24 protein-coding genes are annotated in these 23,718 nt (G+C 44.4%); 17 read left to right on the top strand and 7 right to left on the bottom strand.

Going from position 1 to position 23,718, the window contains the following annotated elements:
• The first annotated feature begins 11 nt into the window (after positions 1-11).
• Both AAEY80_RS05940 and coaE read left to right on the top strand, forming a co-directional pair.
• On the top strand, positions 12-911 hold the full coding sequence (locus AAEY80_RS05940) for a prepilin peptidase (RefSeq protein ID WP_025652593.1): 900 nt from the start codon (positions 12-14) through the stop codon (positions 909-911).
• A 60-nt stretch (positions 912-971) separates the two neighbouring features.
• Entirely contained in the window at positions 972-1,664 is a 693-nt protein-coding gene (coaE, locus tag AAEY80_RS05935) for a dephospho-CoA kinase (RefSeq protein ID WP_025652594.1), read from the top strand.
• Here coaE and rlmB read toward each other — a convergent pair.
• Complete coding sequence (gene rlmB, locus AAEY80_RS05930) at positions 1,627-2,397, bottom strand: 23S rRNA (guanosine(2251)-2'-O)-methyltransferase RlmB (protein WP_025652595.1); 771 nt, start codon at positions 2,395-2,397, stop codon at positions 1,627-1,629. The genes coaE and rlmB overlap by 38 nt on opposite strands.
• 200 nt (positions 2,398-2,597) lie before the next feature.
• Positions 2,598-2,933 carry a pyrimidine/purine nucleoside phosphorylase gene (gene ppnP / locus AAEY80_RS05925; protein ID WP_010197725.1) on the bottom strand — a complete coding sequence of 112 codons (336 nt, stop codon included), beginning with the start codon at positions 2,931-2,933 and terminating at the stop codon, positions 2,598-2,600.
• Between the two features lie 629 nt (positions 2,934-3,562).
• Between ppnP and recN the strand changes: the two genes are divergently transcribed.
• The 9 genes from recN to AAEY80_RS05880 all read left to right on the top strand — a co-directional run bounded on the left by recN (position 3,563) and on the right by AAEY80_RS05880 (position 11,706).
• Complete coding sequence (gene recN / locus AAEY80_RS05920; protein ID WP_201607559.1) at positions 3,563-5,251, top strand: DNA repair protein RecN; 1,689 nt, start codon at positions 3,563-3,565, stop codon at positions 5,249-5,251.
• Between the two features lie 267 nt (positions 5,252-5,518).
• On the top strand, positions 5,519-6,082 hold the full coding sequence (locus AAEY80_RS05915) for a YqgE/AlgH family protein (RefSeq protein WP_025652597.1): 564 nt from the start codon (positions 5,519-5,521) through the stop codon (positions 6,080-6,082).
• Between the two features lie 40 nt (positions 6,083-6,122).
• Positions 6,123-6,653 carry a Holliday junction resolvase RuvX gene (gene ruvX / locus AAEY80_RS05910; protein WP_374189988.1) on the top strand — a complete coding sequence of 177 codons (531 nt, stop codon included), beginning with the start codon at positions 6,123-6,125 and terminating at the stop codon, positions 6,651-6,653.
• 78 nt (positions 6,654-6,731) lie between these two features.
• Positions 6,732-7,208 (top strand): hypothetical protein, encoded by a 477-nt coding sequence (locus AAEY80_RS05905; protein WP_025652599.1) that lies wholly within the window; start codon positions 6,732-6,734, stop codon positions 7,206-7,208.
• 82 nt (positions 7,209-7,290) lie between these two features.
• Positions 7,291-7,617 carry a sulfurtransferase TusA gene (gene tusA, locus AAEY80_RS05900; protein ID WP_201582612.1) on the top strand — a complete coding sequence of 109 codons (327 nt, stop codon included), beginning with the start codon at positions 7,291-7,293 and terminating at the stop codon, positions 7,615-7,617.
• Between the two features lie 111 nt (positions 7,618-7,728).
• Positions 7,729-8,949, top strand: a complete 1,221-nt coding sequence (locus AAEY80_RS05895; RefSeq protein WP_201582613.1) for a methyltransferase — start codon at positions 7,729-7,731, stop codon at positions 8,947-8,949.
• 38 nt (positions 8,950-8,987) lie between these two features.
• Positions 8,988-9,926 (top strand): site-specific tyrosine recombinase XerD, encoded by a 939-nt coding sequence (gene xerD / locus AAEY80_RS05890; protein ID WP_037025884.1) that lies wholly within the window; start codon positions 8,988-8,990, stop codon positions 9,924-9,926.
• Between the two features lie 54 nt (positions 9,927-9,980).
• Positions 9,981-10,718, top strand: coding sequence for a hypothetical protein (locus AAEY80_RS05885; RefSeq protein WP_025652603.1), 738 nt, complete (start codon positions 9,981-9,983; stop codon positions 10,716-10,718).
• A gap of 310 nt (positions 10,719-11,028) precedes the next feature.
• Positions 11,029-11,706, top strand: coding sequence for a cupin domain-containing protein (locus tag AAEY80_RS05880; protein ID WP_025652604.1), 678 nt, complete (start codon positions 11,029-11,031; stop codon positions 11,704-11,706).
• Positions 11,707-11,804: 98 nt separating this feature from the next.
• On the opposite strand, the gene AAEY80_RS05875 is transcribed toward AAEY80_RS05880, so the two are convergent.
• Positions 11,805-12,035 carry a hypothetical protein gene (locus AAEY80_RS05875; RefSeq protein ID WP_037031154.1) on the bottom strand — a complete coding sequence of 77 codons (231 nt, stop codon included), beginning with the start codon at positions 12,033-12,035 and terminating at the stop codon, positions 11,805-11,807.
• Positions 12,036-12,143: 108 nt separating this feature from the next.
• Here AAEY80_RS05875 and AAEY80_RS05870 point away from each other — a divergent pair, with 108 nt between their 5' ends.
• On the top strand, positions 12,144-12,752 hold the full coding sequence (locus tag AAEY80_RS05870) for a class I SAM-dependent methyltransferase (RefSeq protein WP_101211381.1): 609 nt from the start codon (positions 12,144-12,146) through the stop codon (positions 12,750-12,752).
• A 121-nt stretch (positions 12,753-12,873) separates the two neighbouring features.
• Here the strand turns inward: AAEY80_RS05870 and lptG are convergent, their stop codons facing one another.
• Together lptG and AAEY80_RS05860 are read right to left on the bottom strand one after the other, a co-directional pair.
• On the bottom strand, positions 12,874-14,106 hold the full coding sequence (gene lptG / locus AAEY80_RS05865; RefSeq protein ID WP_201567528.1) for an LPS export ABC transporter permease LptG: 1,233 nt from the start codon (positions 14,104-14,106) through the stop codon (positions 12,874-12,876).
• Positions 14,106-15,386 (bottom strand): LPS export ABC transporter permease LptF, encoded by a 1,281-nt coding sequence (locus AAEY80_RS05860; protein WP_201567530.1) that lies wholly within the window; start codon positions 15,384-15,386, stop codon positions 14,106-14,108. Before AAEY80_RS05860 ends, lptG begins: the two co-directional genes overlap by 1 nt.
• A 544-nt stretch (positions 15,387-15,930) precedes the next feature.
• On the opposite strand from AAEY80_RS05860, the gene AAEY80_RS05855 reads away from it, so the two are divergent.
• The 4 genes from AAEY80_RS05855 to sstT all read left to right on the top strand — a co-directional run bounded on the left by AAEY80_RS05855 (position 15,931) and on the right by sstT (position 20,855).
• Positions 15,931-16,536, top strand: coding sequence for a cysteine hydrolase family protein (locus AAEY80_RS05855; protein WP_025652609.1), 606 nt, complete (start codon positions 15,931-15,933; stop codon positions 16,534-16,536).
• Between the two features lie 609 nt (positions 16,537-17,145).
• Complete coding sequence (locus AAEY80_RS05850) at positions 17,146-18,795, top strand: leucyl aminopeptidase (protein WP_201567532.1); 1,650 nt, start codon at positions 17,146-17,148, stop codon at positions 18,793-18,795.
• A 49-nt stretch (positions 18,796-18,844) separates the two neighbouring features.
• On the top strand, positions 18,845-19,336 hold the full coding sequence (locus tag AAEY80_RS05845; protein WP_025652612.1) for a DNA polymerase III subunit chi: 492 nt from the start codon (positions 18,845-18,847) through the stop codon (positions 19,334-19,336).
• Between the two features lie 316 nt (positions 19,337-19,652).
• A complete protein-coding gene (gene sstT, locus AAEY80_RS05840; protein WP_101211375.1) occupies positions 19,653-20,855 on the top strand; it encodes a serine/threonine transporter SstT in 1,203 nt (400 codons plus the stop codon).
• A gap of 90 nt (positions 20,856-20,945) precedes the next feature.
• Here the strand turns inward: sstT and AAEY80_RS05835 are convergent, their stop codons facing one another.
• Positions 20,946-21,272, bottom strand: a complete 327-nt coding sequence (locus tag AAEY80_RS05835; RefSeq protein WP_025652614.1) for a chaperone modulator CbpM — start codon at positions 21,270-21,272, stop codon at positions 20,946-20,948.
• Positions 21,273-21,383: 111 nt separating this feature from the next.
• Positions 21,384-22,415 carry a DnaJ C-terminal domain-containing protein gene (locus tag AAEY80_RS05830; protein ID WP_201567540.1) on the bottom strand — a complete coding sequence of 344 codons (1,032 nt, stop codon included), beginning with the start codon at positions 22,413-22,415 and terminating at the stop codon, positions 21,384-21,386.
• Between the two features lie 872 nt (positions 22,416-23,287).
• Between AAEY80_RS05830 and AAEY80_RS05825 the strand changes: the two genes are divergently transcribed.
• A complete protein-coding gene (locus AAEY80_RS05825; RefSeq protein WP_025652616.1) occupies positions 23,288-23,650 on the top strand; it encodes a septal ring lytic transglycosylase RlpA family protein in 363 nt (120 codons plus the stop codon).
• Positions 23,651-23,718: the final 68 nt, after the last annotated feature.

Here is a 23,718-nt window from a genome sequence, read left to right as displayed (position 1 = left end):
ACAGCGATTTAATGCAATTTATAGAATTATTACAAAGTAATATGACGGTAGCGTTAGTCGTATTTGGTCTGTTGGGCCTTTGTGTGGGCAGTTTTTTAAATGTGGTGATTCACCGTATGCCGCTGATGATGGTCTATAGCTGGCGTCAAGAATGTAGTCAATTTATGGCGCAGCAAGCAGACATGCCGCAAGAGCATACCATACCACTGACCGATATCGTCGCAGCGGATACCCCTATTACGTTGAGTCGACCAGCGTCGCGCTGCCCTCACTGCGCGCACAAAATAAAGTGGTATGAGAACGTACCCTTAATAAGCTGGCTGCTGTTACGTGGGCGCTGCTCAAACTGTAATGCTGCTATCGGTCTGCGTTATCCTTTGGTTGAGCTCGTCACTGCCTTGTTATCCATACTGGTCATCTATCAGTTTGGGGTCAGTGCCGCTGGGTTGTCCGCCTTAGTTTTAGTATGGACGCTAGTGGCATTAACGGGTATCGATTTTGATACCCAGCTACTGCCAGATCGCCTAACCTTTCCGTTAGCGGGTTTAGGATTGGCCGTCAATTCACAAAGCTGGTTCGTCTCACCAACTCAGTCTATTTGGGGCTTGTTGTTTGGGTTTTTATCATTATGGATAGTGGTCAAAGTATTCTTCCTTATCACCAAAAAACATGGCATGGGACAAGGTGACTTTAAGCTCCTAGCAGTACTGGGTGCTTGGCTTGGGCCCATGATGTTACCATTAATTATTTTATTGTCTTCCCTACTCGGCTCAATCGTTGGCCTGATTTTGATGAAAAAACAAGGTGAGAGTAAGCCTTTTGCCTTTGGTCCTTATATCGCAGTGGCTGGTATTGTTGCTTTATTATATGGCTCAGATATCGTCAGTTGGTACTTGGGCATGTATACTTAGGGTCACAAACTATTTTCTCAGTTTATTACTGCCATTCTATCCGTTAGATAAGTCATTATTATGTCAAAATATGCCACAACAGCTTCGCCTTATTCTCATCAACCACAAAGCCTGCAAAAGAAAAGCAAGACGCTAGTAGTAGGTCTAACCGGGGGCATCGGTAGTGGTAAATCTGCCGCCAGTGATTGGTTCGCTGAGCAAGGCATTGATATTATTGATGCCGATGTCATTGCCCATCAAGTCGTTGCCAAAGGCAGCGCAACGCTACGCAAAATCCAGAAGAAGTTTGGTGATTGGGTAGTGAATGAAAAAGGAGATATGGATCGGGCAGCGGTAAGAACGCATGTTTTTACTTATCCAGAAGCACTGATTGAGCTAGAAGCGATTACCCATCCAGCGATACGTGAGGCGGCAAAACTACAGCTGGCCGAAAGCACCTCACCTTATGTGGTGTTGTCAGCGCCACTACTCATCGAAGCGGCGGAAGCAGGGCTGGCCAATTTATGCCAGCGTATTTTGGTCATGGATGCGGCGGTGGACACCCAGCTGACCCGTGCCAGCCAGCGAGATGAACAAAGCGTACAAAAGATTAAAGCCATCATGGTCAATCAGCTAAGCCGCGAAGAGCGGAATCAGCACGCTGATGATGTCGTACTTAATGATGGTAATTTGGCTGATCTCTACCTAAAATTAGAGCCACTACATCAGAGCTATCTTACGCTTGCCCAGCAGCTAAAGTACGCTGCCGATTAACTTCATATAGCGCCATGCCCGTGGCAACGCTTACATTTAAGCTTTGTAAGTTGCCATGCTCATTGCCTGACATCGGAATATAAACCAGCTCATCACAGCTCTCCGTCGTCAGGCGGCGCATGCCCTCTCCTTCTGACCCCATAATAATAGCTGTTTTACCTGTCAAGTCTGCCTCATGTATCGGCTTCGCCTCTGCATTGAGTGCTGTACCGAATACAAAGACGCCGGCATTTTTGATTTGCGTCAGCGTGCGTGCCAAATTGGTAACGCTAACAATAGGCATCATCTCTGCCGCCCCTACCGACACTTTCGCAACCGTAGGCGTGAGGCTCGCCGCATGATGTTTTGGACAAACCACCGCATCAACACCCATGGCAACGGCGGTACGCAAGCACGCACCAAAGTTATGCGCATCGGTGATTTGATCCAAAACCAATAGCAGACACTGTTCACGGCCGATGATAATATCAAGCAAGCCTTCATCAGCGAAACCTAACGGTCGTGCATTCAGCACCACACCTTGATGCTGCGGGCTACCACACAGTTGCGTGAGCTTGTCTTTTTGCGTCGGTTGAATGCTGATGCCATTATCTGCTGCCTGCGCCATAATCGCTTTGACATGACTGTCGCTCTCGCGCCCTTGCTGTACAAACAAGCTAAGGCCATCAAGAGGACGATGTTCGAGTAACGCATCAATAGCATGAATGCCATAGAAATAAATGGGTTTTGCCATAATAGGACTGCCGGTTATAAGGTGGCTATCGCACACTGCGATAGAAAAGGGAGATATGACAATAATTGTAGCAATTAATCAAGGGCTTAAACAAAATAATGTCACCAAAAAAAAGAAATAAACCTTATCGCAAGATTTATTTCTTTTTGAGGGCTAAGCCGCTATAAACTGTCTTTTGGAACCTTTAACTGGTAATAGTATCAACCTTCTAAATGACAGATATACTGCACGATTTCCTCTGTGCGTAAGTTAAAGCCACTGTTGCCTTCAACGACGAATGATTGTCCCGCGCGATAGTAGCTGAACTCTTCATCACCATTTATTTTGACTTCACACTCGCCGCTGATAATTTCGATACGCTCGGAGGTATTGGTACTGAAGTGATAATGCTCGACCAAATTGTCGCAAGGTAAAATCACACCTAATGTTTTGTGCCGACCATCCTCGAACATAATGGTATGGCTTGAGCAACGACCATCATAAGATATCGTGGCTTGGGCATTGACTGTCACACTGGTAAATTGCGCCGCTGTCATAGTGGCTTCCTTATCAAATAATTATTGCCAAACTAAAAAATAAGTAACGTATTGAACTGCTTACTCTACCTAGGTTGTACTACGCATTTTGCACTATAGTAAAAACACGCTATGTCGCACAATGGCTAAAAATCTAGTGGTAAGAGTTTATCATTATGTGAGATTATGCTACCACATTATATCTATAAAGTTTGTTACAGGACCAATGAAAATTTTGTTGCGTTTTTAGGCTGAATAATTCTTAACCATTCGCTTTGCAGCCATCGACTGATGCCTATAGTGTATATACGTTGCGCCCCATTATGACGATTGCTGTTTAATGATAACAACTTATTATGACAGTCGCTCATTATCACGCTTATGATAGCTATTAAGGCGATTATTAAGACGGTTAACTGCTTTTTTATCATAGGCTTATTGAATTTTTATGATAGTCTTTCCTAGTTAGTTCGCAGTATTTGACGACTTTAAAATTTGTATTTAATAGCGTTTGACACCATACTATTTACCAATGGCTATTGTCTATTTAGTACTATTACCCCTACCATTTTACTTCTTTATTTACCCTATTTTAGATATGACCTCCCATGCTTTTATGTGAGGTTGATTGTCTGTCATGAGAGGCGTTGATGCTTGTATCATTAACTTTACATCAGTTTGCATTGATTGCTCAGCATGAGCTGAGTGTGGCTGAAGGCTTTAATGTCATTACTGGTGAGACAGGGGCTGGTAAGTCGCTATTACTAGATGCGCTATCCTTATGTGCAGGCGAGCGTGCAGACAGTGCGATGGTCAGACATGGCGCTGCAAATGCGGATATTTATGCGCAGTTCGATGTGGAAAATAACAATGTTGTTGCTGAATGGTTTGCCAAAAATGAGCGAGCGCTAGAAGAGCCGGAAGTATTGATTCGTCGTCAATTGAGCAACACAGGGCGCTCCAAAGCATGGCTCAATGGCACGCCAGTGAGCTTGGCAGAGCTTAAAAGTTTGGGTGCATTACTGGTTAATATCCATAGCCAACATGCTCAGCAAGCGTTGCTTAAGCCGCAGTTTGTGGTGCAATGGCTCGATGAGATGGCACAAATCACGCCACTAGCGGCACAAACGGCTAGCAGCTATCAAGCTTATCAGCAGCTTAAACGCCGTGCGGATGACATTGCCAGCCGCGAAGCTCAGCGTCAAGATAGAATCCAACTATTGCAAAGTCAGCTGGCTGATATTGCCCCATTACTGGCGGTTGATTATGCGGAAGTCGAAGCGGAGCACGAAGAGCTGTCTAATATCGAAGCGTTAATGCAAGAGGCCAGTCACGGTCTTCATCTACTCGACAATGATACCGATGAGCCTGACGTCATGACCTTATTAGGACAGGCCATCAAGCTCTGTGATCATCAGCTGGGGGTTAGTCAAACCTTTGAGCAAGCTTCCGAGCAGCTACATTTAGCACAGCAGCAAATCACTGAGGTGACCGCTCTACTCTCAGATTATGCCGAGCAACAACTGCCTGACCCAGAGCGCTTGCAAGCATTAGACAATTTAATCAGTCTTGGACACCGCTTGTCACGTAAGCATAGCTTGCCAGCGAGCGACTTAATCGATGAGGCCAAAGGCTGGGAAGCGCAATTAGAGCAACTGGAAAACGAACCAAGCAGTGATGCCATGGCAGCGCAAATTGAACAAGCATGGCAAGAGTATCTGACGCTAGCAACCCAACTAAATAAAGAAAGAACAAAAGCGGCACCAACTGTCAGTAAGCAGCTGATTAAGCAATTAAAACCGCTTGCCCTGCCCAACGCCCGCTGCGATTTTGTCTTTACTAAGAAGACCGATCCAAGCCAATATAGTGCGCAAGGCTGCTATGATATTGATTTATTGTTTAGTGCCAACGTTGGTATGCCGATGCAGCCGCTACATAAGATTGCCTCAGGCGGTGAGCTGTCGCGGATGGCGCTGGTCATGCAAGTATTGCAAGCGACCAATGCCGATAATAATGCCGCTAAGCCAATGTTGGTATTTGATGAAGTCGATGTTGGTATCAGTGGCGGCACCGCACAAGTGGTCGGTGAGCTCTTACGCGAGCTTGGGCAGACGCAGCAACTACTTGCCATTACCCATCAGGCGCAAGTCGCAGCGCAAGCGCATCAGCATATCTTGGTACAAAAACACCATGACGAACAGACTGAAAGTGAGCTGTTAATATTGACTGACAGCGCGCAAGTCGATGAGTTGGCTCGTATGTCGGGCGGTGTGACCATCACTGACGTCACCCGTGATCATGCCCGTAGTCTATTGTCTGATGTAAAATATAGTCAGTGAAAAGTCATATCGATACATCGCGCACTGCTGATATCAATTTTTCTTGCTTACTGTGCCTACGCAGACAGAGGCTGCAAAAAATTGATATCAGCAATACCATAGCGTTTTTAGGATATTTTGATTATAAGTATCCATCATTTATAAAAAGATAACTGCTGGCTAACGTATGGCGATTGTTGGCCTCGGTTGATTTCCCCCTCATTATCACCATATAGTGGTGTGTCTTCTCTATTATTTCACCTTTATTATTAGGTTGCGTTTGTTGCTATGTCTAAAGCCAATTTGACCCATCATTTCTTAATCGCGGCACCCGAGCTGTCAGACCCACGGTTTGAGCAGGCGCTGATTTATATCTGTCGTCATGACAAACATGGCGCCCTCGGTCTGATGGTCAATCGTCCATTAGAGCAGTCGCGCGTGGGCAAACTACTAGAGGATTTAGACATTGAAGTCACCGATCCGCAAGTGATGGAAGATGTGGCATTAGAAGGTGGTCCAATGTATCCCGAGGTCGGCTTTGTCCTGCATACAGGTCAACCAGAATGGGCATCGTCTTTTGCCATCTCAGAAAACGTCTGTATCACTACCAGTCAAGATATCTTGAAGCGTATCGCCGCCGGTCAAGGCGTTGGTCATTATCAGCTGTGCTTAGGTCATGCCAGCTGGGGCAAAAAACAACTCGACCAAGAGCTTGCTAGTGGCGACTGGCTCGTCTGTCCTGCTGATCTGAATTTATTGTTTAATACGCCATTTGAAGAACGCTGGCAAATCGCTGCCGATAAGATTGGGGTTAATTTTGACTATTTAAGTAGCGATATTGGTCACGCTTGAGTCAGAAGCTCAATAAGTATGAAAATAGGAAGTATGCATAATGATGGTAGAGTCTGAAACTAGCACTGAAATCGAAACTGCCGATACGACTATGGTGGAACCAGTTATTAAGCCGCATCTTATTTTGGCGCTTGATTATGGCGTCAAAAAAATGGGCATGGCGCTAGGTAACACTATCACCGAAACCGCGCGTGCTTTTGATATCTTAGCGATGAATAATGGCCAGCCTGATTGGGATAATCTACTGGGTATTATCAAGGTATGGGGCGTGACAAAAGTGGTGGTGGGGTTGCCGCTTAATATGGATGGTAGCAGCTCAATGCTGTCGAAGCGCGCGCACAAATTTGCCCGTCGCCTAGCGCATCGAGTCATGGAACAGCACCTGCCAGTTGTAGTAAGCCTCTGCGATGAACGCCTAACTTCAGTGGCGGCGCGTGAGATCGCGTGGGATAATGGCTGGATTAAGCATGAGCGCGACCCCATCGATGACATCTCTGCTTGTATCCTGATGTCGACTTATTTTGCTGATCCCAGTAGCAGTATCGCCATCGATGCCATCAAAGCAGACTAAATTAGCGACTAGCTTGCTGTTACAATAGCGCTAATTTTTGACATATCGTCACTCTACACGGATAAATGCCTGATTATTATGACCACTGTTTCAGACCAGTCTCTGCAAAACAAATCGCAACATGGCTTTGCGCCGCTTGCGATTGCTCGTATCAAAGGCGCTCAGCGAGCGAATCAAATAGCGATTTATCTTATTTATGCCGCTATCTTCGCCTTTATGGTCTTTGGTACCATTGCCAGTATCAAAGCCTTTCATGACAATCAGCTGCTTTATCAACTCTTCTATAACTTGCCCTACGTTTTAGTGGCGTTGACCATTCCCATTACCATTTACGATGCGTTGGTTATTTATCGTTATCGCTTAAACCAACCGTCGATGATTGCCATGAGTATTGGCGTATCCACGGTGATATTACTTGGCGGGCTATTATTTGCCGATACCGCTTGGTTAGGGCTGTCCTGCTGGCTTGGCGTGGCATTTTTGTTTAAGGTGAGCTTTAAGCGTTTTTTTAACTTTTTAGACGCTGAGGAAGCCGAAATCGCCGAAGAAGTGTAAAACAGCTGAACAGAAAATAACACTAAGCAATAGCTAGCAAAGAACTTTTTTAACCATACTTTATTAATTTAAAACGACGACTATGACTACTTCAATATCTGATAGCACGATTCAACATTATCTAGATACCCAAGGGCTTATTTGCCCTGAGCCAGTGATGATGCTGCATCGAATCATTCGTAAAGCCGAAGCCGGCGCGGTGATTGAGATACTCGCCACTGACCCTGCAACCACTCGCGATATTCCTAATTTTTGCCGTCATTTAGGGCATGAGCTTGTCCAGCAAGAAACCCTTGCTGAAAATGTACCTTTAAATGTCGATTCTGATGAAATCACAGTTGCTGACGATAATAACGCGCCTATCAGCGCCACGCTTTATCGTTATTTGGTGAAGAAAAAGAGCGCTTGAAAGCTTGAACGCATGCGGTTGACCTTGCACTAATAATTTAAGAGCATCAAAAACACAAAGATATCTTTGCTTTGTACAAAACATATCATTCACAAATTAAAGGTAGATAACGTGTTAGCAACCCAACAGCAGTACGTACAGTGGCACGAAAATGGCAATGAAACCTTACGTCGTGCCCGCTGGTTATCGGAGAGCAATCATGCAGCGCCTGCGCGTATTGTATTGGTCGATGACAAAACAACCGCTGATGAGGCGTACCGCTTGGCTTGCGAAGGCACGTCACTGCTGTGGCGCGGTGACTTTCATAATGCCAAGCAATTGCTACAAGCGCTCAACCGACGTATCGAGCGTACCAATGAGCGCTCTGAGCAGCGCAAAATAAAGAAAGCGGCTAATAAATCTGCTAAGTCTAACGCAGAGTCTGATTCGGTCAACTCTAAAGAACTACCTAACTTGTTTTATCAACAACGGCAAATGCAAGCACAGCGTGCGCGTATATTAAGTCGCTTGCTACTAGAGCTTGATGCCAATTATGTCAGCCATCTGCGTCGCGCCCCTGATGTCAGCGCGGCCTGTACAGCAGCTTTTGGCCAGTTAGACAACGCGGCTGATGAATCATGTGTACTTTCATTTCGTGACTTGCAAGGGGCGTTAGGTGCAGCGCAGTGGCGCGAAAAAGGCGTGCCAGTTGAAAGCTTAAGTCTATCGATTTACCCGCATTATGGCGTTTTTGCACCAACCCGCCATGAGTATGTGCAGCTACTGCTCGATGCGACGCTGCCGACCATTCATGAGATCGCTTATGACATCGGCACAGGCACAGGCTTGCTTGCCATTATCTTAGCGCAGCGCGGTGTAAATCATGTGATTGCCACCGATTTAAATCCACGGGCTTTAGCCTGCGCTAGCGAAAATTTTACGCGATTAAAACTCACTAACGTACAGTTGCAGCAAGCTGATTTGTATCCGACTGATGCGCCACTCGCTAATTTAATTGTCTGTAATCCGCCTTGGTTACCTGCCAAGCCTAGCTCGCCTTTAGAGTACGCTGTTTATGATGCCAATAGCACCATGCTGCGTGGGTTTTTGCAGAGCGCGAAAACTCATTTAGCTGAGCAAGGAGAAGTCTGGTTAATTCTGTCAGATTTGGCTGAGCATTTGCAGCTGCGTACTCGTGAGGAATTATTAGGTTGGTTTGCAGATAGCGATTTAAAAGTAAAATACCGCCTCGATACAAAACCTAAGCATGGTCGCAGCCAAGATGATACTGATCCTCTCTATGCGGCGCGTAGTGCGGAAATTACCTCATTATGGTGTTTAGTACCTGCCTAATCTTTAATAATTGATAATTAATCATTGAGTATCAAATTATGAGCCGCGACCGTGCTGTACAACAGCGCCAACCTAAAGCGCTAGCCGTTGATGATGAACCTACTTATATCACCGAGTTTCGTCAAGCGATGCTGGCTCGTGGTCTAGCCACGCGGACGCGTAATGCCTATGTGCGCGACCTGCGCTCTTGCGAGCTGACCAATCCTATCGCTCTAACACGCTGGCAACCCGACGATGTGCTGCACTGCTTATCAACGCTTACCCAAGACGGCAAAACGCCACGTACTCAAGCGCGTATGCTCTCAAGCTTGCGTCAGTTTTATCTATGGATGATTGCTAGCAACCTGCGTGAAGACAACCCTTGTGAGCGTATTAAAAGTCCAAAGCTTGGGCGTCCATTACCAAAGGATTTGAGCGAGGGCGATGTTGATAATCTCCTAGCATCTCCTGATACCAGCACGGCGCTCGGACTGCGTGATAAAGCCATGCTAGAAGTGCTCTATGCCTGCGGTCTACGGGTCAGTGAGTTGATTAATCTGTCACTGGAACAAGTGAATCTAAATTCAGGCTGGCTACAAATCACCGGTAAAGGTAATAAAACCCGATTGGTTCCATTAGGTGAATATGCAGCGGATGCGCTGGAAGATTATCTAACGCATGCTCGTGGTGATTTGATTGCTCACCTGAAATCGGGGAATTGCCAAGCGGTGTTTTTGACCGCACAAGGCGGCTATATGACGCGGCAGAACTTTTGGTATTTATTAAAGAAGTACGCCAAAATTGCCAGTATAGATAAAGAGCTATCGCCGCATACCCTACGCCACGCTTTCGCCACGCATTTGCTAAATCATGGTGCGGACTTGCGTAGCGTACAGTTGTTGCTTGGGCATAGTGACTTATCTACCACGCAGATTTATACCCATGTGGCGACGGCGAGATTGCAGAAGCTGCATGCGGAGCATCATCCGAGAGGTTAAAGTTTCAAATAAAAAATTATTTTTAATAGTTATTAATTTTATATGGAATAAAACATGAAGGAAAAAGTAAGCGGTAGTACGAAACTCAATCATTTGAATCCATTTTGGCTACACTATTTATCCTTAGAAAAGTCTCTCATAGAAATAAGTGATTACGTTGCTATAACTCAATCGAATTTTCATACTTACTCACTTAAAAACATGCAGTTGTATTTCGCTATCTGTGTTGAAACAGAGAGCGTCTTTGAGCAAATATATAAATTTATTAATAAAGGTAAGTCTAAAAGCTCTAGTATTAGTAGAAATATGGATATGTTATTTGACCACTTTCCCGAGGTGAGAAATACTGCTGTTACTTTAAATATCACTGGTGAAAGTCTGCTGTTTAAGCCTTTTGAAAATATGTTTTATAATCATGAAATAGAAATAGAAGAAAAAAGTAAGAAAACAGGGGAAGTAAAAATGGATGAAGATGTTCAATCTATGAAAAATCGTGAAAGATTGAGCAGTTGGTGGCGCGAATATAACGGTGTAAAGCATCAAAGATACGAAAAATTTAACCAAGCTAATTTAGGAAATTTACTTGAAGCATTTGCAGCTTTACATGTTTTAAACATCCTTCTACCTCTCAACGTTAATATGGAGGCTATAGCTGATTACGATTCTACCTTTATTATCGTGCCTGTTGAACTACAACCTCCAATGTTCAGAACTGTGAATTATAGTCTAGAAATGATGTCAGATGGCATACGTTGCTATATTTGCCATATTAGTAATAAAAGTTTTAATTAAGTATTATCTTATCTGTGGCTCGATAGGCACACCCTAATCCTCTTCAAATTTCGTAATCATACAACGCTTTGACTTGCGGTGCGGTTTAACCTGAGCGAGGAAATAACGAAGTACTGCTTCGTCCGAGCTCAAGGGAATTCGCATTTTCGCAAATTCGGTAGCGGTATCCCGACGCAAGAGCAACAGCGCTAGACACAATAAGCTTTTTAATGATAAATACTTACGTTGATAATAGGTTTATCTGGTTTGTCTATTTTGAAAAATCAGAGGATAATTCCAAGCAATATCATAATTAATGAGAAGTTACATTATGCTCATCAATGCAGATTTCTCCTGCCGTGCTGCCTTAGCAGCTGAACACTATCAATGGGTTCAGTCACCACAAAACGGCGTCGAGCGCGTGATGCTTGACCGCGTTGGTGCTGAAAAAGCGCGTGCGACCAGTATCGTACGCTATGCCCCTGAGTCAAATTTTCCGCATCACCTGCACCCAGGTGGCGAGGAGATTTTGGTACTATCAGGCACTTTTTCAGCTGATAACAACCATTATCCTGCTGGTTGGTATTTACGCAACCCACCGACCTCAGGGCACCAGCCTTATAGTCATGAAGGTGCTATTATTTTTGTTAAACTTTGGCAGATGACAGTCGACGAGACTGAGCATGTCGCTATCAATACCAACGATGCAGCTAACTGGCAAGCACAAGGCGGTCGTGAGATTTGTCATTTATACTCAGATATAAGAGAAGAAGTGAGCTTGCAACGTATCAATGTAGGTGAGGTATTGTTTGCAGATGCCATCGCAGGAGGTGCTGAGATATTGGTGCTAGAGGGTACGCTGATAGACGCTGGACAAACCTATCAGAGCGGTGGTTGGATACGTCTGCCCGTCGATGCGACATCGCAAATAACAGCAGGAGCAAATGGCGCCACGGTGTATCTAAAAACTGGACATTTATCACAAATCATTGGGATTGATGCTCAATGAGCCGTAGGGTGCGCCTCGCGCACCGATGTTTGATATTATCTTGATTAAGGTGCGCATGGCACAGCCTACCTATAATAACTTGTTATCTCAACAACAATCTAAACCTGAATCAAACTAGGTTTTTTAGCCGTGACTGTCGCGGTATCCTGTGCATCTGAGCGGGCTGCGTCACTTGGCTGAGGGTAGTATCGCTGAGCAGGAATACCATCAGCCAATAGTGACCGCCCCGCTCGGAGGTACAGATACAAGCAGAAGGCGCGATCAGCTCCCATCACAACTTTTGCAATAACGACTTCCCACGATATAATTCTATCAATCGATAGCTGCAAACCTGCCCTTTTGTCGTTACAATAGCCTCAATAAAGCGCGTCATGATTGGCAAGTTGTCTGATTGAGCAGCGCACCCCCATTTTATTTATCCAATATCCGAGAATCCTATGAGTCATAAACCCTCTGCTGAATTATTGAAAAATGCTCGACACTGGCGCGAAGATATTAACTTTCGCCAAGATGTGCTGGGCAAGCCGTTTGATTTTGCGACGACGTGGGGTATTTTTTCACCGCAAAAGCTCGATGATGGTAGCTTGATGCTGCTTGATTATGTGGACTTTGAAGCGGATGATGATTCGATCGATTTGGGCTGTGGCTATGGCGTGCTTGGCATGACGGCGGCGCGTGAATGTCCGAATGGTCTGCATACGTTGATTGATAAAGACTTTATGGCAGTAGAATATGCCCGCCTTAATTGTGAGAAGAATGGTCTAAAAAATGTCGATGTGCATTTATCGAATGGCTTTAACCATGTGGCAAAGGACAAAGACTTTAGCTTGGTGATGTCGAACTTACCAGCGAAGGTAGGTAAAGAGCAGCATTATCTATATTTCCTCGATGCCTATGCACGCATGCGTCAAGGTGGACGTTTTTATGTGGTGACAATCAATGGTTTGCGCCAATTCGTGAAGCGTTCGTTTACCGAAGTATTCGGCAATAGCGACAAGGTCAAGCAAGGTAAGACCTATACGATTACCATGGCGACCAAAGATTAACTGCCAGAGTAAAACAAACAAAAAATCCCGCTAGCATGATGATGTGTTAGCGGGATTTTTTATGGCTAAATTCTTAGAACTGTATTTTTGACGTTATATTTTTAAAATTACATTTGTAGGATTACATTTGCCGCTTAAGTAAATACCCACCCAATGCCGCACTGGCAATAATTGGTAATATCACCATCAGTAGCGGCGAAAATCCAGTGGCTAGTGAGATGAAGCCAACCAAATCCTGAAGATAACTAAACAGCAAGCCAAATAATAATGCCACGACGATACGCAAGCCCAAGCTATGGGTGCGCAATGAGCCAAAGACGAATGAACAAGCGACAATCACCAGCGACAATATCGACAGCGGTGACAGCAGCTTTTGCCAAAATGCCAGCTCATGATTCAAAGAACGTTGGCCTTGTTGGCGCATAAACTGGCGGTGATCGTAAAGCTGAGTCAGCGATAAATCTTCGGCATCACGGGTCAACAAATAGACCGATTCGGGAGCGAAAGGCAGGCTTAAGGTATCCGACGGCGAGGTGGCTTGGCTACTCTCAAAGCCTTGATTGATACTGAGCTTGGTCATGTTGTTGAGCTGCCACTCATAGCGATATTGCTCGCTGGGCTTGTCGCTGGCGGTATTCGTACTTATCGGCTCGCGACCCGTATATTGTCCGCCCTCAGCATGGACAGCCGTTTGTAAGTTGCCATTATTGTCCAAATGCCAACGCTTAACGGTGCCAATATTCCCTTCTACATCAGCATAATCAATATACAGAATATCACTGCCATCTGGCTTTGTATTACCAGTCCCCGAACTCTCAAAGCGTGGCTGCACCGTCCAATAACCACGTACCGAGGTAATCAATGAGCTGTTGTCTTCATCGTTAATTTCTTGCGCCAATTGGTTGGAATGCGGCAAGACAAACTGGTTGATGAGCAAAGCGAGTAACACAAAAATCAGAGCAGGCTGCAATACCCAGCCAACGATACGATAGACGCTGACCCCAGCGGCACGCATGACGACCAGCTCACTTTTATTCGCTAGCAACCCTAGTCCAACGACCGCACCGAGTAGAGCGCCAGTCGGTATAAACTCTTCTAAAAAGTAAGGCGAGCGATAAAAGATATACTTAATCGCCTCGCCCATCGTATAGCTCTCGTCTAACGAATCCAGCTCTGACAAATAAGAAAAAATAATTTGTAGCGCCCACAAACCGATGACTGCGCCGATAATGGCCAACAAGGCATTCAATTTTACGTAACGGCTGAGCACGGTTAAGGTATCAGGCTTTTTGGCGAGTTGAGCTGTAAAGTTTGGTGAGCGAGATGCCTGAGATTTAGAAAATAAAGAGCGCATTAAGACTGCCCTCCTTGTGAGCCATTGCTTTGAGTCTCAATCAACGCGACCGGCGTATGGCTTTTTAAGCGAAAGCGCAGACGATGCTGCACCCGACTGCCCCAATTCATATAGAGCGCCAATGCCATAAATCCTAGGATGAGCCAAGTATAAGCCCAGACGCTAACCGTGCCTTTGCTCACTGCACTCTTTAGCGAGATAATACCTAAAGCACAGCTGACGAATAACAAGATGGCAGGAAACAAACGCAGCCAACGTCCTTGACGCGGACGTACTTGCGCCAGTGGGACGGCGAGCATCGGCGCGATAATCATCAGCCACGGCAGAGCAAAACGGTAGCCAATCTCACTTTGTGCTGCACGCAGCGCACTCTCACCACCGAGTTGAGCACTGCCGCTTGCCGCTTGCCATAAGGGGCCAATTGCTTGGGTTTCGATATTGTCTTCGGTGATGACTTCTTGTGCCGATTCCGTCAAGGTAATGCGGTAGCGATCAAAGCCGACTTGGTTATACTTGAGACTGCCCGCGCCGACTTCGTAACGCCGACCTTGGAATAAATCCAATTGGGTCACACCCTTGTCGCCCGTCTGCACTTGTTCGGCTCTTTTGGCCAAAGTAATGGTGTCTTTAGTGATATTTTTATTGCTTTTGCTTATCAGCGCTTGCGGCACATCTGGAATGTCTAGTTGTTCTGCGGTGGCAGGATCAATCTTATTATCAACATCCATCGCGGCGGCTTTTTTGCTGCTGCCTTTTGCTTCTGGCTCAGACTGAATGAGTATCACATCTTGCAGCTGTTTTTTATCGTCGCTAAGACTGCCGACATACAGATGATAATTGCCACTACTGATAAACTCATTGGGGCGAATCAAATCAAAGGCGCTGGTAAAGGCCTGCTGCTGCCACACCGCCTCAGATGAGCGCACACCCCACGGCTTACCGACCACTGACAATGCTGCCTCACCAACGAATAAGGCCAATATTAATGGCGTCATCAGCCGAGCCAGCTTACCACGCGAGACACCACTGGCATTGATAACTGCCATTTCTTGATCGACATATAAACGCCCAAACACTAGCATTAAGGCGATAAAAAATGCCAACGGTAAGATCAGCTCTAAAAAGTACGGTAAGTTATAACCAATAATGGTAAATAATAAGCTGACGTCCAGATTACCTTCAGCCGCAATACCAAAGTAACGTATCAGGCGACCGCCAAGCATCATCACCACCAAAAACCCCAATACCAAAGCGGTGGTTGAGGCAACTTGTTGGGTCATGTAGCGGCGTAATATCACAATAGGTACTCTTTAATAATGAATATGCGGACGATGTATCGCGTGCTGGGTAACAGAGGCAAGCGTAATAGGAGGCGCTACCAACGTAAGGCGACCCCAATATATAAGCAAACCAACACTTAAATAAATATAAACGTAACGGTACCACTTATAAGTCAGAACCTATCAATATAAGCGATAAAGATAACCGCTAATGCTAGCATATTTTGATAAAAAATGGCTGTGAAATGTGTGCTAAAAAATCACCCAACCCTTACTGGCGACACGTGGTTCATCACTAATAGATATTGATAAACATTGGTAGACGTTGCCAATAGCCAATGAGCCGTATCCAGCAGTCAATAAACACAAAAGACCAAGACTTCTCTGGACGCGGGCTTACGTCAGTTTAATTAAACGGTATTTTTATTTTTGGAAAGGTTTGTTTGTCATTCGTATCAAGTCGCCAATATGAGCAAGATTAATTGCTAGACTGATTGATTGTCAAAACTCATACATGTATCACACCCATTGGAGCATAAATATAATGTCTACTCCCTCTACCCTACTTGAGCTGGCTGGCGGTCAATTTGATACCCTTGATTGGTCAAATTGCGCAGTTGTCTTTATTGATTATCAGAACGAATATATTGATGGCGCTATGCCGTTAGGTCAGGCGGGCAGCAGGGCGCTTGCAAATGCGCAGCGCTTGCTTGATAAAGCTCGTAAGCAAGACATCCCTATTTTTCATATCGCTCACCACGGCGAAGACAATGGCAAGGTCTTTGACCCGTTATCCACCAACGTCGAGATCGTTGACGGTCTAAAACCGCTAGACGGTGAAAAAATTATTACCAAAAAGCATCCTAATGCCTTTTATGATACTCAGCTACAGGCGCTTATCTCTGCTAGCGGTAAGCAGCAGGTGATTTTTGCGGGCTTTATGAGCCATATGTGTGTCAGCTCTAGCGTCAGAGCGGCATTTGATCTAGGCTTTGATAATTTTGTTTGTCATGATGCTTGTGCCACGCGCGCGCTGCCTGATTATAAAAGAGAGACAATTAGCGCGGAAGTGATGCATGATACGGCTATGGCAGCGCTGCAAGATAGATTTGCAGCCTTGGTAACGACTGACGATTTGGTTAACCATTAATTCTATTAATGACTGACCAATAGATCAGATAAGTAGCAAACCGCTAAGTTACAGTATAGTGAGAGCACTATTTACATTGCTTTTTTACCCTGTCTAATCGTCATACTAGCAATAGCATGACGATTGCCTACATCCGATTCAGTGTCAATTATTGATGACGGCGTAGTCGAATATTCTATATGCCCTAGTAAGATAGTGCAGCAAAAAAATAAGAAAACATTACCTAACCCTTGCCAACTGCGCAGCAATTAGCTGATATGCTACACTACAATAATAATCAATGGGCTAATCCGTTTCATCGCGGACAACAACACCCTAACTGACGTTCGTTATTTTGATTGACCAGTTTTTTGCATAAGGTCAATATAAGATCAATGACGAAAAGTCATCATTGACAATTTTATTTTAAAAATAGCGATGTGCTATGAAAGTAGCAAAATGCCGATATTATCTTCATCACTTATTTGTATAGTCGGTTCACTATAATTTAGATACAAGGAAGGCGAGTGAAAGTACTACAAATAGTAGACTGAGCGAGCCTAACGCCGTAGCTGATTTATAGAGGATTGACTATACTTCTAAATTTATAACTCTAATAAGGATAACTATATGAATATTAAATTATCTCAGCACCTACCAAAAACTCATACTCAAAAAATTCTAAAAAAAGAAGCCAAAAGCAAAGACGAAGCCTGTTTGGTAGTCTTAGTGGATGATAAAAAGAACATCCTTGCTGAATCAGTGTTGGCAGACTATAGCGCTCGTATTGAGCAATTGATTGAAGTCTCTCACTTCAACGGTAAAGTTGGTGAAACGGTTATCGACTATGCCTTAGCGGGTGATAAAAAAACCACCAAGCAAAACCCTGTCCAGCTATTGTTGGTCGGTGTCGGTAACGTTGATAAACTCAACAATACCATCCTGCAAAAAATCACCAAAACCATCTATAGCAGCACACAAAAACGGGTAGCCTCTATTACTGTTGCCTTAGGTGACGCGCTGGAAGAAAACCAGTTTGGTCAATTCGCGCTTAACTTGTTGGCAGCGACTTATCGTTTTGATAAATATAAATCTGAGCAAAGTACCCCAGAATTAACCGATATCTATTTAGTTGCTGATGAATCACTACAGCCAGCATTGGACTTTGCTCAGTCAGTTTTTGCCGGTCAAAGTTTGACTCGCGACGTGGCTAACGAACCTGGCAATATCTGCTTCCCTGCCTATATGGCAGAGCAAGCAGAAGCGTTGGCAAAAACCTATCCTGACTTATTAAAAGTTACGGTATTGGGTGAAGAAGAAATGTCAGCGCTAGGCATGGGTTGCTTCTTAGCTGTGGCACAAGGCTCTGCTAAAGAAGGTAAGCTGGTCATCATGGAATACTATGGCAAGTCAAAATTCAGTGCCAACACTGGTAAATCTACCCTTAGCAGCGCAAAAGTAACGGGCGGTCTCAAAGCTTTGGCGGATAAACTACCAACCAAAGCGGCTAACAAAAAAGCCGCTAAAAACAACGATGACATGCAAGCTGCCAATGATGACGCACCTATCGTATTGGTCGGTAAAGGCGTAACCTTTGACTCAGGTGGTATCTCAATCAAGCCCGGTGCGGCGATGGATGAGATGAAATTTGATATGGGTGGTTCAGCGTCGGTACTCGGTACGATTAAAGCGCTATGTGAAGCGCGTCTACCGATTAACGTTGTGGGTGCGCTCGCCTGTGCGGAAAACATGCCATCAGGTGATGCAACGCGCCCAGGTGATATCGTAAAAGCCATGAACGGCAAATCGGTTGAAATTTTAAATACCGATGCGGAAGGTCGATTAGTACTGGCAGATACTTTATGCTATGTGCAACGCTATCAGCCAAAAGCCATTATCGATGTGGCCACATTGACGGGTGCTTGTGTCGTTGCTTTAGGTCATGTACGCTCAGCTGTATTCAGTAATGATGAAGATGTCTTGTTTGATTTAGAAAATGCCAGTAACCTATCTGGTGATCTCATTTGGCATATGCCGTTGGATGATGAATATCAGTCATTAATCGACTCGCCTATCGCAGATATGCAAAACATCGGTGGTAAAGGTGCAGGTGCAGTGACTGCTGCATGCTTCTTGTCGCGCTTCGTCGAAGAAGGTCAAGCATGGGCACATCTAGACATCGCTGGCACGGCATGGAACTCGGGTAAAGATAAAGCAGCCACTGGTCGCCCTGTACCGCTATTTATGCAATACTTAAAAAACAGCGCGAATATGGTCTAATCCGTTGACGAAAACCAACTTATGAAAACTACTTTATGAAAATCAGTTTATGAAAGTTAGCTTTTATGTATTAAGCGACAGTAAAGCCCAAGATTTCTTGGGCTTTATTTGTCAGTTGACCCAAACGGCGCTCAATAAAAGCAATCAGTCGTTGCTAATTCTTATTGAAAAAGACGATGAATTATCATCCTCGCTTGATGAAGCACTATGGGCACAAGAGGCGACGAGTTTTATACCGCATCAACGCCTGTTCGCTAAAAGTGATGAAAGTGCTAATGCTAAAAGCGATAACACTGAGGTTGCTACCAATGAACAGTTAGCGCCTGTTCTGCTTGGCAGCTATATGCCAGCAGATTTCAATGGTATCGTCATTAATACAACGGCACAGCCTGTGAATACCTTTATGCAAGCGACCAGTAATGCTCAGCCTACCCGTATTCTTGAGCTGATTAAACCTGACGCGACGAGTGTGCAACAAGGTCGTGACAAATATAAGCACTATCAACAATTAGGCTATGAGCTGACTCATTTTAAAGTCTAACCTCTAATATCTCTTTTATTTTTTCACGATAAAAATGCTTCCATCTTCCTCATACAACGCTATGCTCTTAGCTCTATACGCCCTCCTATCTGCTTAGACAGGTATGGGTTAAAGGTAGGCGCTTATCTTAAAAAATGCTACCATCCTTCGATTAGTTTTCCGTTTTCATTATAAATGTCTTATTTATCGTCGAAACTGTTTTAAGTGGCTACAAGGCAACCGAGCGCAAATCGTACACTTAGGTACAGGAAGCGAGGGTAACGCCGTAACCATTTACAAATGCTTCGACCATATCGACTAACTCGAGGTTGTATAGATGCGTTCATTGATTGCGATGTACCAGCGTATAGGGCTGGTGCCGCTCATTATTATTGGTTTAATATTAGGGGTATTAATTGGTTGGTTGGCACCAGATACCGGTATAGCACTAGGCTTATTGGGTACGCTATTTGTGGGTGCACTAAAAGCGGTGGCGCCGATACTGGTATTTATTTTGGTCATCGCAGCGATTAGTCAGCATCGTAGTGGCAATGAAGTCTTCGTCAAGCCCGTGCTCATTATGTATATGTTCGGCACTTTTTTGGCCGCCCTCACTGCGGTGGGCGCAAGCTTCTTATTCCCGACCGAGCTGACGTTAGTGAATGCTACTATCGAGCAAGTACCACCGGCGAACCTCAAAGAGGTATTGACCAATTTGCTGATGAATTTGGTTGCCAACCCTATCAACGCCATCGCTGAAGCCAACTATATCGGTATATTAGCGTGGGCAATCATCATTGGCTTTGCGCTGCGTCAAGCCAGTGATACGGCTCGTACTGTCGTCGGTGATTTTGCGGATGCTATCTCACAAGTCGTGAAATGGGTCATTGCTCTAGCGCCCTTTGGTATCTTAGGTCTAGTTGCCAATACCGTCGCGGAGACAGGCTTTGGTGCATTAGCGGGTTATGCGCGTATCTTAATGGTACTGGTCGGTTGTATGCTATTTATCGCCTTGGTCGCCAACCCCATTATCGTGCTGATTAAGACGGGCAAAAACCCTTACCCACTGGTATTCACTTGCCTGCGCGAATCTGGTATTACCGCCTTCTTTACCCGTAGTTCGGCGGCCAATATTCCCGTCAATATGAACCTTGCACGTAAACTGGGTCTGCATGAAGACACTTATTCAGTAACGATTCCACTGGGCGCGACCATTAATATGGCAGGCGCGGCGATTACGATTAACGTCTTAACGCTGGCTGCAGCTCATACCTTGGGTATCGAAGTGACGTTCGCTTCAGCGCTGCTACTCAGTCTGGTGGCAACCATTAGTGCTTGCGGTGCGTCTGGTGTCGCTGGTGGTTCATTGTTACTGATTCCATTGGCGGCGAGCTTGTTTAGTATTCCAAACGAAATCGCCATGCAAGTGGTGGCAATTGGCTTTATCATCGGTGTTATTCAAGACTCTGCAGAAACAGCACTGAACTCATCGACTGACGTACTATTTACCGCAGCAGCTGATCCTAAATATTCGCGTTAATTGATAGATATTCAGATTGATAAATTAAGAACCACAAACAGAAAAGGGCCTCATTTAATCAGTGAGGCCCTTTTTATTGTCTGCTGTTTACTACTGCTTCAAGTGTTCAATATCCACTTCAATGACTGGCGTCTGTAGATCTATCTGACGTTTTAGTTGACGTAGTTGTTCCACCTCGTCTAATAGCTCCAGTATCAAGCCAATCGCTGGTACGCTGGCTTCAAAGTCGCGACTTAGACGCGAAGCACGGCGCACAGTCGTCAGCTGATAACCGGTAAATTGCTGATGCTCTGGCACATCATACTCAATGATGTTTTCTTCAATCAGTTCGATGACCCATTGGCGCTCTTGACCACAGGCGGATACCAGCTCATCTAAGCTCATGATAATGTCGGTAAATTCAGGCGAGTTTTTCATAATTATTATCCTCGTATGCTCTTTATTTCATCGTTATCGTATTCATCTCTGTTCGTTGTTGCTTATTGCAGTAATGAGCCATTGTTATTAACACTCTATTTAACATTCTATTTAACGCTCAATAGCGGTATCAGCAAAGGCTTGCTTTAACTGCTCGTAAGCTTGGGTTGCAGCCTCGCTGCTAATCTCAGGGTTGACGATGTTTAAGGTTAAGTATAAATCACCCGCTTGCTTAGCAGGGATACCCTTACCTTTTAAGCGTAAGTTGCTACCAGATTTACTGTTTTTAGGAATCGTCACACCAAGCGTACCTGCTGGTGTAGTTAGATTGATTTTTTCACCCAATGCCGCTTCCCATGGCGCTATGTTTACTGTCTGATAAACATTCGCGCCTTCGATACGGATATTGGCTGCATGGCGAATCTTAACTTTTAAGAATAAATCGCCATTTTTACCACTACCACCGCCAGCAGCACCTTGTCCTGTTAAGCGAATTTGCTTGCCATCAGTGATACCTTTGGGGATTTTAATTTTTAGGGTTTTATTGTCATAATCGACGCTGCCGTTGGGCTGACGCACAGGGACGTTTAGCTTAATACTATAGTCATCACCGCTATATACCGAAGACAAATCAACGGTAATTTCTGCATGTTGGTCTTGACCCTTGCTATCTTGTGCGCCAAAACCACCACCAAATTGATCGAAGCCAGCACTTTGAGAGCGGCTACCTGTCTGCCCATTGGTTGAGCCACGTGCGCCGCGACCAAATGCCGAGAATATATCATCGAAGCGAAAGCCACCATCGCCGTAGGCTGCGCCATCACCAAACTGGTCTTTGATATCTTCCCAGCGAAAGCCATCCTGCCCAGCGCCTGCTGATTGACCGCCGAAGCCACCAAAACCGCCAGTGCCAGCTTGACCAGCAAACGGGTTGTTTAGCATCGCGTCATATTCAGCACGCTTGTCTTTATCTCGAATGGTTTCGTAAGCGTTATTGATTTCAGCAATCTTGTTATCCGCGTCCGGATCGTCACTGACATCTGGATGAAATTGACGAACGAGCTTACGGTATTTTTTCTTGATATCAGCGTCTGAGGCGTCTTTTTTGACCCCTAAAATGTCGTAATAGTTTTTTTCTGCCATATTGTTTTTCCTTATCGTATATATTTCTAATTATTCAGTTAATACATAATATGGGGATAATGAGTCAATATTTCATTTTTTCGCTTGCTGCTGCCATTAATAAGGGAGTATTAGTAATACAGTAATGATGACAAGCGAGGCTCGACGTTGGGTTATCTGAATGACCTAATCCCTCATTATTCGCATGTGTCACTATATTGATGTGTGTCACTGTATTAGCGTTTATCACTATGATTCTGGCATCATTTTTCTTTGACAACTGTTGGCGTAATGTCAATTTGGTTTACATGCTTTTATGGCTCACTACCAGTGAGGCTTTATCTGTCTACTTACTTTTAGACGGCAGAATATGTTTTTTCAAAGCATTGCACTGGTAAACACTTGGTATTACAAAATTCAAAAACCGTTTAATCAAAACGATGAAAATATTATTGCTAGATACTTTTGATAATACCCGACTTCTTACACCTTACAAAATAGTAATAATATAGCAAGTTTTATTTACATTATTTTTTACTCAATTTTTTATTCCAAATATGACCGCGTTAAATCACACTAACATACTGATTCAAAATGCCGTTGCAAGCACCTTTTATAAGGGCTGAGCCTTACAAAAACCTTGTTTAAACTGCTCCTAACCTCGTCTAAGAGCAATTAATTTTTCTTTTAAATCAATGCTTTATTCTACATTTTTACTGGTCATTAGTTGATTATTACTATGGAAATATTTGACCTCTAGCGTTCTTTTACAGAGCAGTAAGGATATGACAAGCTATGTACGTTAAAATGGATATAGTGTTCATGCTCATAGGGAGTATGGACGATATAGGCAAGCCTACCTGTCTATTTTATAAATCGCTTAAAGGTATTAAATGTCTTATTTCATCAAGTCTTTAGTTATCACTTTATCACTACTGTTAAGTACCACAGTGTTCGCTGGTAATACCAGCTATTACGGTAGTAAGTTTCACGGTAAGCGTACAGCCAGTGGCAGTATCTTTAACATGAACTCTTTGACCGCTGCGCATAAAACCTTGCCATTCGGTACGAAGGTACAAGTGACCAATAAAAAGACCAAGCAGAGCGTGATCGTAAAAATTACGGATAGAGGGCCTTTCATTCGAGGACGCATTCTTGATTTATCTAAAGCTGCTGCTAGTCAAATAAACTGCGAGCTTTGTACGACCACAATGAAAATACTCTCTTATGGTGATGGTAAATACCGTCTGCAATAATGTAATAAAAAGGGAGAGCTAACGCTCTCCCTTTTTTTATGCTTGTTATTATCAGTGAATAACCACTT

It is taken from the genome of Psychrobacter sp. 78a-MNA-CIBAN-0178, assembly GCF_040309625.1.
Classification (GTDB): domain Bacteria; phylum Pseudomonadota; class Gammaproteobacteria; order Pseudomonadales; family Moraxellaceae; genus Psychrobacter; species Psychrobacter okhotskensis.
This window is presented reverse-complemented; position numbering and strand designations above follow the sequence as displayed.

Excerpts from the sequence above, each read along its gene's own strand:
- ruvX (WP_374189988.1), top strand. The coding sequence starts at position 6,123 with ATGATGGTAGAGTCTGAAACTAGCACTGAAATCGAAACTGCCGATACG.
- AAEY80_RS05835 (WP_025652614.1), bottom strand. The coding sequence starts at position 21,272 with ATGAAAAACTCGCCTGAATTTACCGACATTATCATGAGCTTAGATGAG.
- AAEY80_RS05870 (WP_101211381.1), top strand. The coding sequence starts at position 12,144 with ATGAGTCATAAACCCTCTGCTGAATTATTGAAAAATGCTCGACACTGG.
- ppnP (WP_010197725.1), bottom strand. The coding sequence starts at position 2,933 with ATGACAGCGGCGCAATTTACCAGTGTGACAGTCAATGCCCAAGCCACG.
- AAEY80_RS05845 (WP_025652612.1), top strand. The coding sequence starts at position 18,845 with ATGAAAGTTAGCTTTTATGTATTAAGCGACAGTAAAGCCCAAGATTTC.
- AAEY80_RS05855 (WP_025652609.1), top strand. The coding sequence starts at position 15,931 with ATGTCTACTCCCTCTACCCTACTTGAGCTGGCTGGCGGTCAATTTGAT.
- coaE (WP_025652594.1), top strand. The coding sequence starts at position 972 with ATGTCAAAATATGCCACAACAGCTTCGCCTTATTCTCATCAACCACAA.
- AAEY80_RS05880 (WP_025652604.1), top strand. The coding sequence starts at position 11,029 with ATGCTCATCAATGCAGATTTCTCCTGCCGTGCTGCCTTAGCAGCTGAA.
- AAEY80_RS05885 (WP_025652603.1), top strand. The coding sequence starts at position 9,981 with ATGAAGGAAAAAGTAAGCGGTAGTACGAAACTCAATCATTTGAATCCA.
- AAEY80_RS05915 (WP_025652597.1), top strand. The coding sequence starts at position 5,519 with ATGTCTAAAGCCAATTTGACCCATCATTTCTTAATCGCGGCACCCGAG.
- lptG (WP_201567528.1), bottom strand. The coding sequence starts at position 14,106 with ATGCGCTCTTTATTTTCTAAATCTCAGGCATCTCGCTCACCAAACTTT.
- xerD (WP_037025884.1), top strand. The coding sequence starts at position 8,988 with ATGAGCCGCGACCGTGCTGTACAACAGCGCCAACCTAAAGCGCTAGCC.
- rlmB (WP_025652595.1), bottom strand. The coding sequence starts at position 2,397 with ATGGCAAAACCCATTTATTTCTATGGCATTCATGCTATTGATGCGTTA.
- AAEY80_RS05905 (WP_025652599.1), top strand. The coding sequence starts at position 6,732 with ATGACCACTGTTTCAGACCAGTCTCTGCAAAACAAATCGCAACATGGC.
- AAEY80_RS05860 (WP_201567530.1), bottom strand. The coding sequence starts at position 15,386 with ATGACCCAACAAGTTGCCTCAACCACCGCTTTGGTATTGGGGTTTTTG.
- sstT (WP_101211375.1), top strand. The coding sequence starts at position 19,653 with ATGCGTTCATTGATTGCGATGTACCAGCGTATAGGGCTGGTGCCGCTC.
- AAEY80_RS05830 (WP_201567540.1), bottom strand. The coding sequence starts at position 22,415 with ATGGCAGAAAAAAACTATTACGACATTTTAGGGGTCAAAAAAGACGCC.
- tusA (WP_201582612.1), top strand. The coding sequence starts at position 7,291 with ATGACTACTTCAATATCTGATAGCACGATTCAACATTATCTAGATACC.
- recN (WP_201607559.1), top strand. The coding sequence starts at position 3,563 with ATGCTTGTATCATTAACTTTACATCAGTTTGCATTGATTGCTCAGCAT.
- AAEY80_RS05940 (WP_025652593.1), top strand. The coding sequence starts at position 12 with ATGCAATTTATAGAATTATTACAAAGTAATATGACGGTAGCGTTAGTC.
- AAEY80_RS05825 (WP_025652616.1), top strand. The coding sequence starts at position 23,288 with ATGTCTTATTTCATCAAGTCTTTAGTTATCACTTTATCACTACTGTTA.
- AAEY80_RS05850 (WP_201567532.1), top strand. The coding sequence starts at position 17,146 with ATGAATATTAAATTATCTCAGCACCTACCAAAAACTCATACTCAAAAA.